This window comes from Xanthomonas sp. NCPPB 2250, from assembly GCF_056725265.1.
Window position 1 is genome coordinate 1060086 of record NZ_CM161520.1, and the last position, 15093, is coordinate 1075178.

Consider the following 15093-nt stretch of genomic DNA (forward strand, 5'->3'; position numbering starts at 1 on the left):
GTCGGCCGTGGTCAAACGCGTGCTCCCGGCCGAGATCCGCCACCATGCCGCGCTCGACGCGCGGCTGGTCAAGGCGGTGCGCGGCATCCGCCTGCTGGCCCTGGCCAGTTGGCCGGTGGCGTTGCAGGCGCCATTCCTGGAGAGCGTGGCGCGCGGCCAGCCGCAACTGCCGCAGGTGGACTACCCCAGGCTGGATTTCGCCGACACACGCCGCGAGCTGGCGGCGATCGCCGAGGCCGCCGATCCGGGGCATCCGCTCGGCGCCTACCTGCAGGCGTCGGTGCACAGCTGGGATCTGGCCGCGGCATTGCTGGAAGCGCTCGGCACGCCGGCAGTGGGCACCTATTCGGCGCAGTTGTTCGGCGTGCCGGAAGACCCGATGCCCGGCCACGGTCCCACCACCCGCGAGGCCGCCGGCCATTTCATCCGCATCGCCCAGGAGCTGGACCGCGAGCTGTTCTCGGCCGAGGAGCAGGTGCCGGTCTCGGCCACTGCCTTGCGCCTGCTGCTGCAGCGCGACCTGGACGAGTTCTTCGGCACGCGGGTGATCACGGTGGAACTGGATCCGGACCTGCTGGCCAAGGCCGCTGCCGGCGCGCAGCGCATCCGCCTGCGCTCCGGCGCCCACTTCAGCGACTACGACCGCGCGCAACTGTTCCACCACGAGGCGCTGGTGCATTCGCTGACCGCGCTCAACGGCCGGCAACAGACGCAGTTGCCGAGCCTGGCGCTGTCCTCGCCGCGCACCACCGCCACCCAGGAAGGCCTGGCGACCTTCGCCGAGCAGATCACCGGCAGCATCGACATCGAGCGGATGAAACGGATCAGCCTGCGCATCGAGGCGATCGCGCTGGCCCGAGACGGCGCCGACTTCATCGAGGTGTTCCGCTACTTCGATGCGGCCGGGCAATCGCCGGCGGAGAGTTTCTCCTCGGCGCAGCGCGTGTTCCGCGGCGTGCCGACCAGCGGTGGCGCCGCGTTCACCAAGGACACCGTGTACCTGCGCGGCCTGGTGTCGGTGCACACCTTCTTCCGCCAGGCGCTGCAGCGCGACCGCCTGCCGCTGTGCCGCTGGCTGTTCGCCGGCAAGATGGCGCTGGAGGACGTGGCCGCGTTCGCACCGCTGTTCGAGTCCGGCGTGCTGGCCCCGCCGCGCTGGCTGCCGACGTGGGTGGCGCGGGCCAGCGGCCTGGCCGGGATGCTGGCGTTCTCGCTGTTCGCCAACCGTATTCGCATGGATCAGGTGGAGTAGGGTCGCTCCAGAAAGGAAGGAGCTGCCGTTGCAGGAGGTTGGCGGCATTCGCGGCGACCAGCCGCGTGGACGATCGAACGCGTCGAATGCGACTGCAGTGTTCCTGTGGCTATCGCAACCTCGCATTGCGGGCTGTCGGTCGTTTGGTTTTTGAAGAAACGAGAAGAAGTCCGCGGATTTTCTCTGGCAAGAAGGAGGGTTTACTCGTGTCCGTCTTGCTTGCAGAAAGAAGAGTTAAGTACTTATGCTGGGTTGCGCATTTATCGCCAATAAGGGGGCTCGCGTGTCTATGACGGAAGGCAAGGGTGGGGACGTGGGAGCGGCTGGCGTCATCGCGCAGTTGCGCAGGCAAAATCGAATTCTGAAGATCTTTTCGGCTGTGGCGCTTGCCTGCCCTTTGACGCTGATGCTGATGGGTGCCCGAAGCGCTGGCAGCAAGCAGGTCTTTTCCGAGATCGATGTCAAGCGCATCAATATCGTCAACGAGGACGGCTCCAGGTCCATGGTGTTGGCCGCCCGTGGTTGGCTGCCCGATCCGGTGATGGGTGGGAAGGTGATGAAAACCGAGAGGAGCGACATGCCCGGAATGCTCTTCTATAACGGCGTGGGCGACGAGGTCGGCGGGCTCATCTATGACGGCAGTATCGGCAAAGATGGAAAGCCCAGTGGCGGCGTGCATCTTTCGATGGATCGGTTCGGCGGAGATCAGCAAATCGCCCTGCATCACTACGAGGAGGGCGGCTTCATGGAAACCGGCCTTTCCGTGTTCGACCGCGGGCTCTCCAGGCAGTACGAAGGGCTGTATGAAAAGTATCTGGCGGCCCCGAATGGGCCGGAGAAGGATGCGCTGTTGAAGCAGTGGAAGAATGCGGGTGGTCAGCAGACGCAGAGACTCTTTGTCGGGCGTACTCGCGGAAAATCGTCCGCGGTGATTCTCGCGGACGATTCCGGAAATCCCAGGATCATCATGTCCGTCACGCCTGCTGGAAAGGCCTCGTTGGATTTTATTGATGACAAGGGCGATGTCGTCCAGAGTCTCCCGACCCCCGTCGTGAAGAAGTAGTGGCATGGTCGATACCGGCCATGGAGTTGCCGGAGTGGTCTGGTGTCTCGCTGGAGTACGTCGGGCTCGATGCCTGATCGCGTGCGTACGGGGTGGCGGCGCATCGGCATCGCGCCGTCCGCCTCATCGGCATCCACGCCATCACTCGGTGGATTTGGGTAGCCGCTGATTCCAGGGCGCGCCGCCGTTCGGCCTGCAGTTCCATTCGACGTCGAACAGTGCGTGCAGTGCATGCAGCGCAACCTGGACACGCATGGACTGACCCAGGACGCCGGTGACTTCGTGTGGTGTATGGAGGCCGCCTGCATGTGGTTCGTTGGCTGATCAACTAGTAGCTATCCGCTTCGAACAAGCTGGTCGACCCGGCGCAGCGAGCGGGCTGCCGCCGTAGTGACTGGCTTCGGCAGCCTTGCAGGATCGCGTGTGTGAGCTGAACCGCATTGCGCGATGCTCACCCGCCGCGAATGTGCGGCTGCCGATACTGCGGCGCCCGGCCTGCCCGCGCATGGCCGCTTCCCCTCACAAGGAGATCCGCATGAAGATCCTGATGGTGCTGACGTCGCACGACCAGCTTGGCGACACCGGCCACAAGACCGGCTTCTGGCTGGAAGAATTCGCCGCGCCGTACTACACGTTCAAGGATGCCGGCGCCGAGATCACGCTGGCCTCGCCCGAGGGCGGGCAGCCGCCGCTGGACCCGAAGAGCGATGCGCCGGACGCGCAGACCGAAGCGACCCGCCGCTTCAAGGGCGACCCGGCGGCGCAGCAGCAACTGGCGAGCACGCATCCACTGGCATCGGTGCGCGTGGACGACTACGACGCGCTGTTCTACCCGGGCGGCCACGGCCCGCTGTGGGACCTGGCCGAAGACCGCGATTCCATCGCGCTGATCGAGGCGTTCGCACGCGCCGACAAGCCGATCGGCTTCGTCTGCCACGCGCCGGGCGTGCTGCGCCGGGTGAGCGCGGCCGATGGCACGCCGCTGGTGAAGGGCCGCCGCGTCACCGGCTTCACCAACGGCGAGGAAGCCGCGGTCGGCCTGACCGACGTGGTGCCGTTCCTGGTCGAGGACGAACTGCAGCGCCTGGGCGGTCAGTACAGCAAGGTTGCCGATTGGGGCGTGCACGTGGTCGAGGACGGCCATTTGGTCACCGGACAGAACCCGGCTTCGTCCGAGGCGGCGGCCGAGGCGTTGCTGGGGATGCTGCGCGGGAAGTGAGCGCGTCCAATGGCAAGGCGACCGCCATCTCGATAAGAAAGGGCGTCGTTTTCTGATAGGCGCTGGCGCGGCAGTCGACGAGTACTTTTGGTAATCGCTTTTGTAGCGCCTCGCCGGACTCACCTTTTGTAAGTTGACCGGGCAGGACGGCTGCAAGTGGATCGTGCCGCTGGCATCGGCGTGCTCTGTCATCCGTAGGAGCGGCTTCAGCCGCGACGGGCGTTCCCATTGACGCTGGTCGCGGCTGAAGCCGCTCCTACGAGGCATGGATGTGCCGCTGCGTGCCAGCCAGGTAGCCGGCGCCTGTGGGAGGGACTTCAGTCCCGACTGCATGCACTCGCAAGCGCAGATGTACAGCAGCGGCGCTGATAGGCGCCGCTGCTGTTTTCGGCTCAGCCGCGCCGCCACCAGCGCAGGCCGTACGCAGGCAGGATGCCGTCCCAATGCACCAGCATTGCTGGATCCTTGCCGCCATCGGCAATGGCCTGCCAGTCGCCTGCTCCAAGCGCATCGGCGACATCGACCGCAATCGGCTGCGCACTGAAGTTGTACACCGCCACGAACGTCTCGCCGCGCGCCAGACCGAGCAGGGCGGGATCGCCCAGCGGCATTGCACGCAGCGGCTGGTCGGCGGCCAGCGCCGCGGTGGCCGCACGCGCGGTGATGAGATGGCGCAGGCGGGCGTAGACCTGGCCGGGCAGGCTGTCGCTGTCGTGGCGTTGCGCCGCGCGCGCCCAGTCCATCGCCGGTCGATGCAGCCAGCGGCCTTCGTGGCGGCGCAGCGGATCGTCGCGATATGCCTCGTCGTTGCCCAGGGCCAGTTCGTCGCCCATGTACAGCAGCGGGATGCCCGGCATCGCCAGTGCCACCGCATACAGCAGCAGCAGGCGGCGCACGCCTAACTCCAGCGCTTCAGCGTCGTCGTCGGCCAGCGCGGCGGCGATACCGGTCAGCGCCGCGCTCATGCCGTTGCTGCCGTGCACGCCGTCGCCGCTGCTCTGGAACGCTTCGCCGCGCGCATAGCTGTCCGGCGTGCGGCCCGCATAGAACTGGGCGATGCGCGCCAGCGCGAACGGGGCCACGCCTTCGCCACCGGCGGCTTCGCGCTGCAGCACGTTCCAGCCGATGTCGTCGTGGCAGCGCACGTAGCTGAGCCAGCCGCAGGCCGGCGGCAGCGCCGGCGTCTGCGCGATCGCCGCCTGCACGATGTCGCCGCGCTGCTCGGCCAGTGCCACCCAGCCGGCCGCCATCAGCGTGCTGTGGTAGGCCAGGTGGCATTCGTGGCCGCGCGCGGCGCCTTCGCCGAAGTAGGGCGGCAACTGCGCCATCGGCACGATCGCCTCGGCCTTCAGCAGCACCGCCGGCGCAAGGATGTCGGTGAGCGCGCGCAGCGCCTGCAGGATCGTGTGCGCCTCCGGCTGGTTCATGCAGTCGGTGCCGGGACGCTTCCACAGGTACGCGGTGGAATCCAGGCGGAACACCTCCACCCCCAAGTTGGCCAGGCGCAGCAGCGCCAGCGCCATCTCGCCGAACACCGCCGGATTGCTCCAGTCCAGATCCCATTGGTAGGGATAGAACGTGGTCCACAGCCAGGCGTCGGCGTCCTCCACCCAGGTGAAGTTGCCCGGTGCGGTGTGCGGGAACACCTGGCCCAAGGTCCGTTCGTAGGCATCCGGCGCGCTGCGGTCGCGGAAGTGGTGGTAGTAGTCCAGATGCCGCGCATCGCCGCGCTTGGCCGCCAGCGCCCAGGGATGGTCGTCGGCGGTGTGGTTGAGCACGAAGTCGGCGCACAGGCTGATCCCGGCCGCGCGCAGCCGCGCGGTCAGCGCCGCCAGATCGTCGGTGTCGCCGAGCCGCGGTTCGACCTGGCCGTAGTCGCTGACCGCGAAGCCGCCATCGTTGTCGCCGGCGCGCGCGCGCAGGAACGGCAGCAGGTGCAGGTAGCGCACGCCCAGTTCCTGAAGGTAGGGCACGCGCTCGCCAACGCTGTTCAAGGTGCCGGCGAAGCGGTCGACATAGGCGCTGTAGCCGAGCATCGCCGGGGTGGCGAACCAGTCGGGGGCGCGCTCGGCATCGAGCTGGCGCAGCGCCGGCGGCCGCGCAGTGGCGATGGCTGCCAGTTGTGTAAGCCACTGCGGCAACCACTGCGCGAAGGCCGGATGCGTGCCGTACAGCGCATGCAAAGGCGCCAACAGACGTTCGCCGTGGCGCTGCAGGCGCGGCAGCAGCGCGGCGGCGGCATGCGGAGGCAGATGCGCCTGCCACAGGGTGTGGGCGAGCGCGGACAGTGCGGAAGGAGCGGGTGCGGTCATGGAGGGCTTGGCCGCGCCCCGGGCGGGGCGCGGATGTGCGGTCCTCGTCAGAAGTCGTAGCGCAGGCTGATGCTGGAGGTGCGGCCCGGGATCGAGCGCGCGCGGATCACGCCGGAGGATGCGTCGGCGATCGAGGCTTCCTCCGCTTCGGTCAGGCCGAAGGTGTTGAACAGGTTGTTGACGTTGAGCGAGACGGTCAGCGCATCGGTGATGCGGTAGTCGCCGAACAGGTTGACCTGGGTGTAGCCGGGCATCTTCAGCTGGTTGCTGTCCTGGGTATAGGCCGAACTGGTGCCGATCGCATTGACGCCGACCTGGTAGCGCTCGCCGCGGTAGCTCGGCGTCAGCTGCCAGACGAAGCGCGCCTGCCGACGCGGGGTGTTGCCGGCGTTGGCCGGGGTGATCTGGTCCTTGTCGATGGTGGCGTCGGTCCAGGTCAGGCCGCCGTTGAGGGTGAAACCGCCGGTGCGGTACGCCGCTTCCAGTTCCAGGCCGTGCGCCTTGTAGGTGCGGTCGAAGAAGCGTTGGGTGGTGGCTTCGTAGTTCTGCTCCTGCGTGCGTGCGGCGAACGCCGTGGCGAACAGGCTCAAGCCGCCGCTGCGCCACTTCAGGCCGCCTTCCAGTTGCTTGACCACGTTCACCGCCTCGTTGGAGGACACCGAGCCGTCGTCGCGGACCACGCCGAACAGCAGGCGGTCGGCATTGGCGCGCGCGCCGCGGCTGTAGCGCGCGAACGCGGCCAGGTCGTCGCCGAGCATGTAGTTGCCGCCGAACGAGTAGGACAGGTAGTTCCAGTCGTAGCGCACCGGCTTGCGGTTGCCGTAGTCGATGGTGGCCACGCTTTGCTCCGGCGCCTCGATCACGCCGTCGCCGTTCACGTCGACGTTGTTGGCCAGTACGCTGCCGGCGGTGTTGCCGCGGGCGCGGCCCATGTCGTAGCGCAGGCTGCCGTCCACGCTCAGCGGACCCTGGTCCCAGCTCAGCGCCAGGTACGGTGCGTTGATGTCGTAGCGCACGTCGTAGTGGCGGGTGTTGTCCAGCCCCCAGTACGGCACGCCGTAGGCGTACAGGCCGTCCTGCGAGCGCAGGCTGCCGTCGGCGGCGACCACGTCCAGCAGCCGCGGGCGGTGCCCCAGCGACTGTACGTAGGAGTTCCAGGTCCAGTCCACGTCGATGGTCTGCCGCGAGGTATACCAGCCGGCCTTGAGGTTGAGATTGCCGCCGTCGCCGCTGCCGAAGTCGCGCGCCAGGCTGACATCGTTGACCGCGTTGCCCAGGTCGTTGAGGTGCACGTTGAACAGGTGCGTGCGCAGCGCCAGGCCGGTGTAGGCCTGGCCGGCGTTCGGCCCGTCGACGTAACGCAGGCCGGCACCGGCGCCGCCGATGCTCGCCGCCAGCGCGCCGGCATCGGCCACCTGCGCCGGGAACGGCGAGACGAAGCGGCCGGAGGTATCGGCGATGCGGAACTTGTCGGTCAGGGTCCAGCCGCCGCCGATGTCGAACTGCGCCTCGGCGCCGAACGCGCGCGACAGCGGATGCATGCCGTCGCCCAGTTCCACCCGCGAGGGCCTGTTGCCGCCATCGAGGGTGGCGCTGCTGCGGAAGTACGGGCTGTACAGCGTGTCGGTGCCGGGATCGAAACCGTCGATGCTGCCGAAGTGCGGCGACCCGTCGCTGCCGCTGACCCGGGTCGGCACCGGCAGGTAGCCGGCGGCGCGGTCGTTGAGGTACTTGGCGTAGACGCGCACGTAGCCGTTGTCGAACAGCCGGGTCAGGTTGGCCTTGAGCTGGCCGCCCTTGTCGGTGGTGTAGCCGGCATCGCGGATGCCGTCGCCGCGGCGGTAGAAGCCGCCGACGTTGAACTGCCAGTGCTCGGCGAACGGTGCGCCGTAGTCGAAGTCCAGGCGGGTGTTGTCGTAGCCGCCCAGGCCGCGGGTGAGGCCGACGCTGCCACCGGCGGTGTCGCCGGTCTTGCTGATGAAGTTGATGATGCCGCCGGGCGAGTTGCTGGCGAAGGTGGAGGCCGAGCCGCCGCGAATCGCCTCGATGCGCTCCAGGCTGTAGTCGGCGCGCAGGAAGATGTCGGCGTTGCCGAAGGCGATGTCGCCGAACTCCAGCACCGGCAGGCCGTCTTCCTGCAACTGCAGGAACTTGGCGCCGCCGGAGGCGACCGGCAGGCCGCGCACGGCGATGTTGGCATTGCCTTCGCCGCCGCTGGACTCGGAGCGGATGCCGGGGATGTTGCGGAAGATCTCGGCGGTGCTGCGCGGCGCCGACTGTTCGATCGCCTCGGCGCCGACGGTGCTGACCGAGACGCTGGACTTGAGCTTGCTCTTGGGCGTGCCGGTACCGGTGACGAACACCGAGTCCAGGCTGACCACGTCGCCCTGCGCCGCCGGGGCGTCGGCAGTGGCGGGCGTGGCCTGTTGCGCGAGCGCCGCCGGTGCGGACAGCGCCGCGGCGACGGCCAGGGCCAGGGTCTGCAGGCGGATCGAAGGGTGATGCATCGCTGTCTCTCCCGAAGCGAGTGGTGCAGTGGGTGGCGGCGCGCCGCTGCCGGAACGGGCAGGGCGCGGCGCGGACGGTGGGTGCGGCGGCGTACAGATACGGCTGTCCGCAATCGATTGCAATTTGCAATGCAGCAAATCCACCGGCGGTGCTTTAGCTCAACTCTACGTTGGGAGATCGAGGCATTCTGCATGGTGCAACGCAGCGTTACAAACGATTGCAGGCGCGGCGACACTCCGCTCCGCCGCTGCGGCACGCCTCCCGCGTGTCCGACCCGTTCAGGCCGATGCCGATGCTGATGCGTTCCGATCGTCCCCTGCTTCCGCTCTCGCGCGTGCTGGCGCTCAACGCCGGTTTCTTCGGCGTGCAGTACAGCTTCGGGCTGCAGCAGAGCAACATGAGCCCGATCTACAACTACCTGGGCGCCGACCATGCCAACCTGCCGTACCTGTGGCTGGCCGGCCCGATCACCGGGTTGGTGCTGCAGCCGGTGGTCGGCGTGCTCAGCGACCGCACGGTGACCCGCTGGGGCCGGCGCATGCCGTACATGGTGGTGGGCGCGCTGGTCTGCAGCCTGTGCCTGCTGACCATGCCCTTCAGCATGGCGCTGTGGATGGCGGTGGCGTTGCTGTGGATGCTGGATGCGGCCAACAACGTGGCGATGGAGCCGTACCGCGCACTGGTCAGCGACGTGCTGGCGCCGCCGCAGCGGCCGCTGGGCTACCTGACCCAGAGTGCGTTCACCGGCCTCGGCCAGACCCTGGCCTACGTCACCCCGCCGCTGCTGGTGTGGCTGGGCATGAACCAGGACGCGGCCAATGCCCACCACATTCCCTACGTCACCATTGCCGCCTTCGCGATCGGTGCGGGCTTTTCCGCCGCGTCGATCCTGCTCACCGCGCGCAGCGTGCGCGAGCCGGTGCTGCCGGCGGCGCAACTGCAGCGCCTGCGCGGCGCCGCGGTCGGGCCGCTGGCGACGCTACGCGAGATCGTCGACGCGGTGCGGCAGATGCCGCCGACGATGCGGCAGATGGCGCCGGTGATGCTGTTCCAGTGGTATGCGATGTTCTGCTACTGGCAATACATCGTGCTGTCGCTGTCGACCACATTGTTCGGCACCACCGCAGCCGATTCGCACGGCTTCCGCGAGGCCGGCCTGGTCAACGGCCAGATCGGCGGCTTCTACAACTTCGTCGCCTTCCTGGCCGCGTTCGCGATGGTGCCGGTGGCGCGGCGGTTCGGTCCCAAGGCCACCCATGCCGCCTGCCTGGTCGCCGCCGGCGTCGGCATGTGCGTGCTGCCGTCGATCCACGACCGCTGGCTGTTGCTGCTGCCGATGCTCGGCATCGGCCTGGCCTGGGCCAGCATGATGGGCAATCCCTACCTGATGCTGGCCAACAGCATCCCGCCCGAACGCACCGGCGTGTACATGGGCCTGTTCAACCTGTTCATCGTGCTGCCGATGCTGATCCAGATCGTGACCCTGCCGCTGTACTACGACCGCCTGCTGCAGGGCGACCCGCGCAACGTGATTCGCCTGGCCGGTGCGTTGATGCTGGCGGCGGCGGTGGCGATGTTGTTGGTGAGGGGGCGGGATTCGGGAGTGGGGATTCGGGATTCGTAAAGCGGTGGAGCAGGGATTGGGCATTCGGGATTCGGGATTGGAAAAAGCCGACTCTGCTAGTGCACGTTCGGCGCGCAAGTTCCCGCTTTTACGAATCCCCAATCCCGAATGCCCAATTCCGGCCCCTCACGCCGACTCCCGCACCACCAGACTCACCGGCAGCTCCACCGATTCCACCGACGTGCCGGCGATCAGGTTCAGCACGCCGTCCACCAGCAGGGTGGCGGCATGGGCCAGATCCTGGCGCACGGTGGTCAGCGGTGGCTGGCTGTAGGCGGCCAGGGGGATGTCGTCGAAGCCGACCAGGGCGATGTCCTGGGGGACGCGGTGGCCGGCTTCGATCAGGGCGCGGATCGCGCCCAGGGCGATCACGTCGGAGGCGGCGAAGACCGCGTCCGGCGGATCGGTCTTCTTCAGCATTGCGCGGGTCAGGCGGTAGGCGTCCTCGCTGAGGAAGTGGCTGCGCGCGTGCAGCCGCGGATCGAATGCCAGGCCGTGCGCGTCGAGCATGCGCCGGTAGCCGGCGAAGCGCGGCGCCACTTCCGGTAGCTGCTCGTCGCCAAGGAAGGCGATGCGCTGGCGGCCGTGCTCGATCAGGTGTGCGGTGGCCAGTTCGCCGCCGCGCAGGTTGTCGCTGCCCACGCTGGCATAGGCCTGGCCGTCGATGCGGCTGCCCCACACCAACATCGGCAGGCCGCCGCGCGCGGCCGCGTCGAGCGACGCATGCTCGTGGCTCTGGCCGAGCATGATGACGCCGTCGGCGCGGCTATTGCGCGCCAGGTCCTCGACCCAGTGATCCTGGTGCTGGTCCAGCTTGGACAGCAGCATGCTGTAGCCACGCGCGGTCAGCGCGTCGGCGAGCAGCGCCAGCATGGTCATCATGAACGGGTCCGACAGCGGCTGCTCGTGCGCGTGCATCAGCGGCACCGCCACGCAGACGATGTTGGAGCGGCGCGAGCGCAGGCTGCGCGCCACCGGATCGACGCGGTAGCCGGCGTCGCGGGCGAGCTGCTTGATGTAGGCGCGGGTGCGTTCGGCGACCACCGGGTTGTCGGCCAGCGCACGCGACACCGTGGATTCGGACACGCCGGCCATGCGCGCGATGTCGGCCATCTGCAGGCGCGCGGCGGGCGCGCCAGGTTCGGGTTTGTCGGACATGCGGAGCGGGCGCGACGGACGAAGCGGAACCGGCAGTGTATGCCAGGCGGGCGTCGCGGCGCTTTGCACGCCGCGGCTGCATCGCCGCGGCGGCGGAGCGCTGCATGTCTGTCCGCGGATACCGCGGCGTGCCTGCCGGCCGAATCCGGCGGCAGCGCGCGGGCGGTCTCGTCGCGGTTGAGCGCAGTTCCACGCCCCGCGCCCCGCGCCATGCACGCGCAACCGTGGCGCTATGCGGGGCAGGCGAGGCGCTAGGCCATGTGCAGGCCGCCATTGACCGCGTAGTCGGCACCGGTGACGTAGGCGGCCTCGTCGGAGGCCAGCCAGGCGCACAGCGCCGCCACTTCCTCGGGCTTGCCGAGCCGGCGCAGCGGTACCGAACTGGCCAGGCGATCGAGCACGTCCGGCGGGAAGCCGCTGATCGCCGCGCTGGCGATGTAGCCGGGCGAGACGGTGTTGACGGTGACGCCCCGCGAGGCCACTTCCTGCGCCAGCGCGCGGCTGAAGCCCTGCATCGCCGCCTTGGCGGTGGCGTAGTTGATCTGCCCGATCTGGCCCTTCTGCGCGCTGACCGCGCCGATGTTGACGATGCGGCCCCAGCCGCGCGCGGTCATGCCGTCCACCACTTGCTTGGTGATGTTGAACAGCGCATGCAGGTTGCTGGCGATCACCGCCTGCCAGTCCTCGCGGCCCATCTGCCGGAACAGCATGTCGCGGCTGCCGCCGGCGTTGTTGACCAGCACGTCGATCTCGCCGACCTCGGCCTTGACCTTGGCGAACGCCGCCACCGTCGAATCCCAGTCGGTGGCGTTGCCCTCGGAGGCGATGAAGTCGAAGCCGAGCTCGCGCTGCTCGCGCAGCCACGCCGACTTGCGCGGCGAGTCCGGCCCGCAGCCGGCGACCACGGTATGGCCGTTGCGCGCCAGCTTCTGGCAGATCGCGGTGCCGATACTGCCCATGCCGCTGGTGACGTAGGCGATTCTGAGGGTCACGGTGAACTCCTTCGGAGTTGGGATTCGGGATTGGGGATTCGGGATTGGGGAGTCGGGATTGGATGGGCGCGGGCAGTGGCTTTTACCAATCCCGAATGCCCAATCCCCAATCCCGGGCGGCGCTCACTTCGCCAGCGGAAACAGGCCGAACAACAACCCGCCGCCCATCAATACCAACGACACCAGCACCGCCCACTTCAGGGTGAAGCGCTGGTGGTCGGCGAAGTCGACCTTGGCCAGGCCGACCAGTAGGTAGGTGGACGGCACCAGCGGGCTGAGCAGGTGCACCGGCTGCCCGGCCAGCGAGGCGCGGGCCATTTCCACCGGGGTGATGCCGTAGTGGCTGGCCGCGTCGGACAGGATCGGCAGCACGCCGAAGTAGAAGGCGTCGTTGGACATGAAGAAGGTGAAGGGCATGCTCGCCAGCGCGGTGATCACCGCCAGGTACGGCCCCCAGGCGTCGGGGATCACCGCCAGGAAGCTGCGCGACATCGCCTCGACCATGCCGGTGTTGGAAAGGATGCCGGTGAACACGCCGGCGGCGAAGATCAGCGACACCACCGACAGCACATTGCCGGCATGGTTGACCAGACGGCGGCGCTGCTCGGCCAGGTTCGGGTAGTTGATCAGCAGCGCCAGGGCGAAGCCGATCATGAACAGCACCGGCATCGGCAGCACGCCGATCACCAGCGCCGCCATCAGCGCCAGGGTCAGCGCCAGGTTCACCCACAACAGCCGCGGCCGCTTGATGTCCTCGGCATCCTCCACGGTGGGCAGCGCCTCGCCGTCGTCGGCCACGCTGCCGTCCATCCAGGCATCGCCGGGCAGCGTCACCACGCCGAGGCGGCGGCGCTCCTTCATGCCCAGGTACCAGGCCAGCAGCAGGATGCCGACGATCGCCAGCGCCATCGCCGGCACCAGCGGCACGAACACGTCGGCTGGGTCCACGTGCAGCGCGGTGGCCGCACGCGCGGTGGGGCCACCCCACGGCGTCAGGTTCATCACCCCGCCGGCGAGGATGGTCACGCAGGTCATGTTCAATGCGTTCATGCCCAGCCGCCGATACAGCGGCAGCATCGCCGAGACGGTGATCATGTAGGTGGTGGAGCCGTCGCCGTCGAGCGAGATCAGCAGCGCCAGCACCGCGGTGCCGACCACGATCTTCATCGGGTCGCCCTTGACCAGGCGCAGGATGCGCCGCACCAGCGGATCGAACAGGCCGGCGTCGATCATCACCCCGAAGTACAGGATCGCGAACATCAGCATGACGCCGGTGGGCGCGATCTTCTTGATCCCCTCCAGCATCATCTCGTTGATGCCGGTGCCGAAGCCGCCAGCCAGCGCGAACACGATCGGCACGATGATCAGCGCGACCAGCGGCGACAGCCGCTTGCTCATGATCAGGTACATGAAGGTAATGACCATTCCGAAACCGAGCGCGGTCAGCATGGAAGTTCCTTGGTGGTACGGGGGAAGAGGCGTTGCGGTTTTTGTAAGAGCGGCTTCAGCCGCGACAGGCCGGCATCGGAGGGATCTGTCGCGGCTGAAGCCGCTCCTACAGAGGAGCGGAGGACTCAGAAGTCGTACTGGAAACGACCGGTAATCGCGCGGGTATGGTCCAGCGTCACGCCCGCCAGGTGATCGCGGTTGCGGCTGTCGATCAGGTTGAGCATCAGCCGCAGGTTCGGCTTGAGGTACCAGTTGCCGGCCAGCGTCCACGAGGCGGTGGAGGCGTCGAGCAGATCGGGTTGCCCGTCGCGGTGCTGCGCGCCCCACATGCGGTCGTAGCGCAGCGCCAGCTCGAAGGCGCCGTGTTTGTGATTGACCTGCTTGATGCGGGTGAAACGCCCGGTCTTGCTGTCGTAGCGGCGCGATTCGCCGGTGGCGAACCAACTGACGAAGCCGTAGGCCGCCATCACGTCGGCGCGCTGCGCGCCGTCGTCGAACAGCCCGCCGCTGAACTCGCCCTGCCACGACAGCGGCCCGCGCACCTGCGCGTATTCCAGCGACCACTTGTCCACGTCGGTGTCGCGGCCGTCGGCGAAGCGCGCCAGGGTGACGCGGCTGTCGTCGGACAGATGCCCGGCAGGGCGCGGGCGGATGCTCAGCGCCGGCGCGCCGCCGGCACCAGGATGGTCGTAGTGCTCGTGCGCCAGCGACAGGCCCAGGTGCAGCACGTCGCCGTCGCGCGCGCCCGGCGCCCAGGTGCCGCGGCCGCCGAACGCATGGCCGCGGACGTTGGAGACGTCGATGCTCTGCAGGCTGTAGACGCTGGCCGCCCAGGTGTAGTCGGTGCCCGCGGCCTGCCACGACACCGCCTTGCGGTACAGCGGCGCGAGCGTACTGGCCGCACCGCTGCGCTCCAGGAACTGGCCGAAGTTGGAACCGGTGCGGTCGTCGAGGGTGAAGTACTGCTTGAACTGGCCCACGGTGAGCGTGCCTGCGCCGAACTTGCGGGTGATGTAGACGTCCTTGGCCTCGATACCCTTGCCGTTGAAGTCGTCCTGCAGCCCGGCGAAATCGCCTTCGACCTTGTAGCCGAAGCCGAAGACCTTGCCGGACACGTCCAGCCACAGGCGGCGGATCTCGGTGTCGTCGGGATTGGGCGTGCCGCGCCGGTCGTTGTCGAAGTGGGCGAAATCCCAGTGCAGGCGCCCGCCGAGTTCGGCGGTGACTGGGCCGTCGTCGTCGGTGGCGGCGTGCGCCGATCCGGCCAGGCACAGCAACGCGCAGGCGCTGCCCCATGTCAGAGTCTTCAGTTCCACGTCCCCTCCCAGGTGCGTGTCGCAGCGATTGGATCGGTCCGTCCGCAACGGCCGCGGACCGGCATGGACGCAGCCTAGTCGGACGTAGCTGTCATCGACCTGTCGGTGGGGCCGGGATTGGGGATTCGGGATTGGCAACAGCGCACTGCGGCTGTCTGCTTTGCCACAAGCGCGTTAGCATCCGGCGTGCGCGGAGCCGC

10 protein-coding genes are annotated in these 15093 nt (G+C 68.2%); 4 read left to right on the forward strand and 6 right to left on the reverse strand.

Annotation, left to right across the window (positions count from 1 at the left end; translation table 11 throughout):
- Positions 1–7 precede the first annotated feature (7 nt).
- From AC1PMG_RS04460 to AC1PMG_RS04470, 3 genes are all read left to right on the forward strand, one after another.
- Positions 8–1252, forward strand: coding sequence for a flavohemoglobin expression-modulating QEGLA motif protein (locus AC1PMG_RS04460; protein ID WP_481110799.1), 1245 nt, complete (start codon positions 8–10; stop codon positions 1250–1252).
- Between the two features lie 289 nt (positions 1253–1541).
- Complete coding sequence (locus tag AC1PMG_RS04465) at positions 1542–2315, forward strand: hypothetical protein (protein ID WP_481110800.1); 774 nt, start codon at positions 1542–1544, stop codon at positions 2313–2315.
- 535 nt (positions 2316–2850) lie between these two features.
- On the forward strand, positions 2851–3534 hold the full coding sequence (locus AC1PMG_RS04470) for a type 1 glutamine amidotransferase domain-containing protein (protein WP_481110801.1): 684 nt from the start codon (positions 2851–2853) through the stop codon (positions 3532–3534).
- Positions 3535–3926: 392 nt separating this feature from the next.
- Here the strand turns inward: AC1PMG_RS04470 and AC1PMG_RS04475 are convergent, their stop codons facing one another.
- Positions 3927–5846 (reverse strand): alpha-amylase family glycosyl hydrolase, encoded by a 1920-nt coding sequence (locus AC1PMG_RS04475; RefSeq protein WP_481110802.1) that lies wholly within the window; start codon positions 5844–5846, stop codon positions 3927–3929.
- Positions 5847–5893: 47 nt separating this feature from the next.
- On the reverse strand, positions 5894–8353 hold the full coding sequence (locus AC1PMG_RS04480) for a TonB-dependent receptor domain-containing protein (RefSeq protein WP_481110803.1): 2460 nt from the start codon (positions 8351–8353) through the stop codon (positions 5894–5896).
- Positions 8354–8652: 299 nt separating this feature from the next.
- Here AC1PMG_RS04480 and AC1PMG_RS04485 point away from each other — a divergent pair, with 299 nt between their 5' ends.
- Complete coding sequence (locus AC1PMG_RS04485; protein ID WP_481111607.1) at positions 8653–9978, forward strand: MFS transporter; 1326 nt, start codon at positions 8653–8655, stop codon at positions 9976–9978.
- Positions 9979–10104: 126 nt separating this feature from the next.
- Here AC1PMG_RS04485 and AC1PMG_RS04490 read toward each other — a convergent pair whose 3' ends face one another.
- The 4 genes from AC1PMG_RS04490 to AC1PMG_RS04505 form a co-directional block, all read right to left on the reverse strand.
- Positions 10105–11136: a LacI family DNA-binding transcriptional regulator gene (locus tag AC1PMG_RS04490; RefSeq protein WP_481110804.1), complete on the reverse strand. Its 1032-nt coding sequence runs from the start codon at positions 11134–11136 to the stop codon at positions 10105–10107.
- Between the two features lie 251 nt (positions 11137–11387).
- Positions 11388–12128 (reverse strand): acetoacetyl-CoA reductase, encoded by a 741-nt coding sequence (gene phbB, locus AC1PMG_RS04495; RefSeq protein ID WP_010344527.1) that lies wholly within the window; start codon positions 12126–12128, stop codon positions 11388–11390.
- A gap of 123 nt (positions 12129–12251) precedes the next feature.
- Complete coding sequence (locus AC1PMG_RS04500) at positions 12252–13577, reverse strand: CitMHS family transporter (RefSeq protein ID WP_017913225.1); 1326 nt, start codon at positions 13575–13577, stop codon at positions 12252–12254.
- 125 nt (positions 13578–13702) lie between these two features.
- Positions 13703–14893 carry an OprO/OprP family phosphate-selective porin gene (locus AC1PMG_RS04505; protein WP_481110805.1) on the reverse strand — a complete coding sequence of 397 codons (1191 nt, stop codon included), beginning with the start codon at positions 14891–14893 and terminating at the stop codon, positions 13703–13705.
- Between the last annotated feature and the right edge of the window lie 200 nt (positions 14894–15093).

Coding starts and splice junctions, on each gene's coding strand:
- AC1PMG_RS04475 (WP_481110802.1), bottom strand. CDS start 5,846: ATGACCGCACCCGCTCCTTCCGCACTGTCCGCGCTCGCCCACACCCTG.
- AC1PMG_RS04480 (WP_481110803.1), bottom strand. CDS start 8,353: ATGCATCACCCTTCGATCCGCCTGCAGACCCTGGCCCTGGCCGTCGCC.
- AC1PMG_RS04500 (WP_017913225.1), bottom strand. CDS start 13,577: ATGCTGACCGCGCTCGGTTTCGGAATGGTCATTACCTTCATGTACCTG.
- AC1PMG_RS04470 (WP_481110801.1), top strand. CDS start 2,851: ATGAAGATCCTGATGGTGCTGACGTCGCACGACCAGCTTGGCGACACC.
- AC1PMG_RS04490 (WP_481110804.1), bottom strand. CDS start 11,136: ATGTCCGACAAACCCGAACCTGGCGCGCCCGCCGCGCGCCTGCAGATG.
- AC1PMG_RS04465 (WP_481110800.1), top strand. CDS start 1,542: ATGACGGAAGGCAAGGGTGGGGACGTGGGAGCGGCTGGCGTCATCGCG.
- AC1PMG_RS04485 (WP_481111607.1), top strand. CDS start 8,653: ATGCGTTCCGATCGTCCCCTGCTTCCGCTCTCGCGCGTGCTGGCGCTC.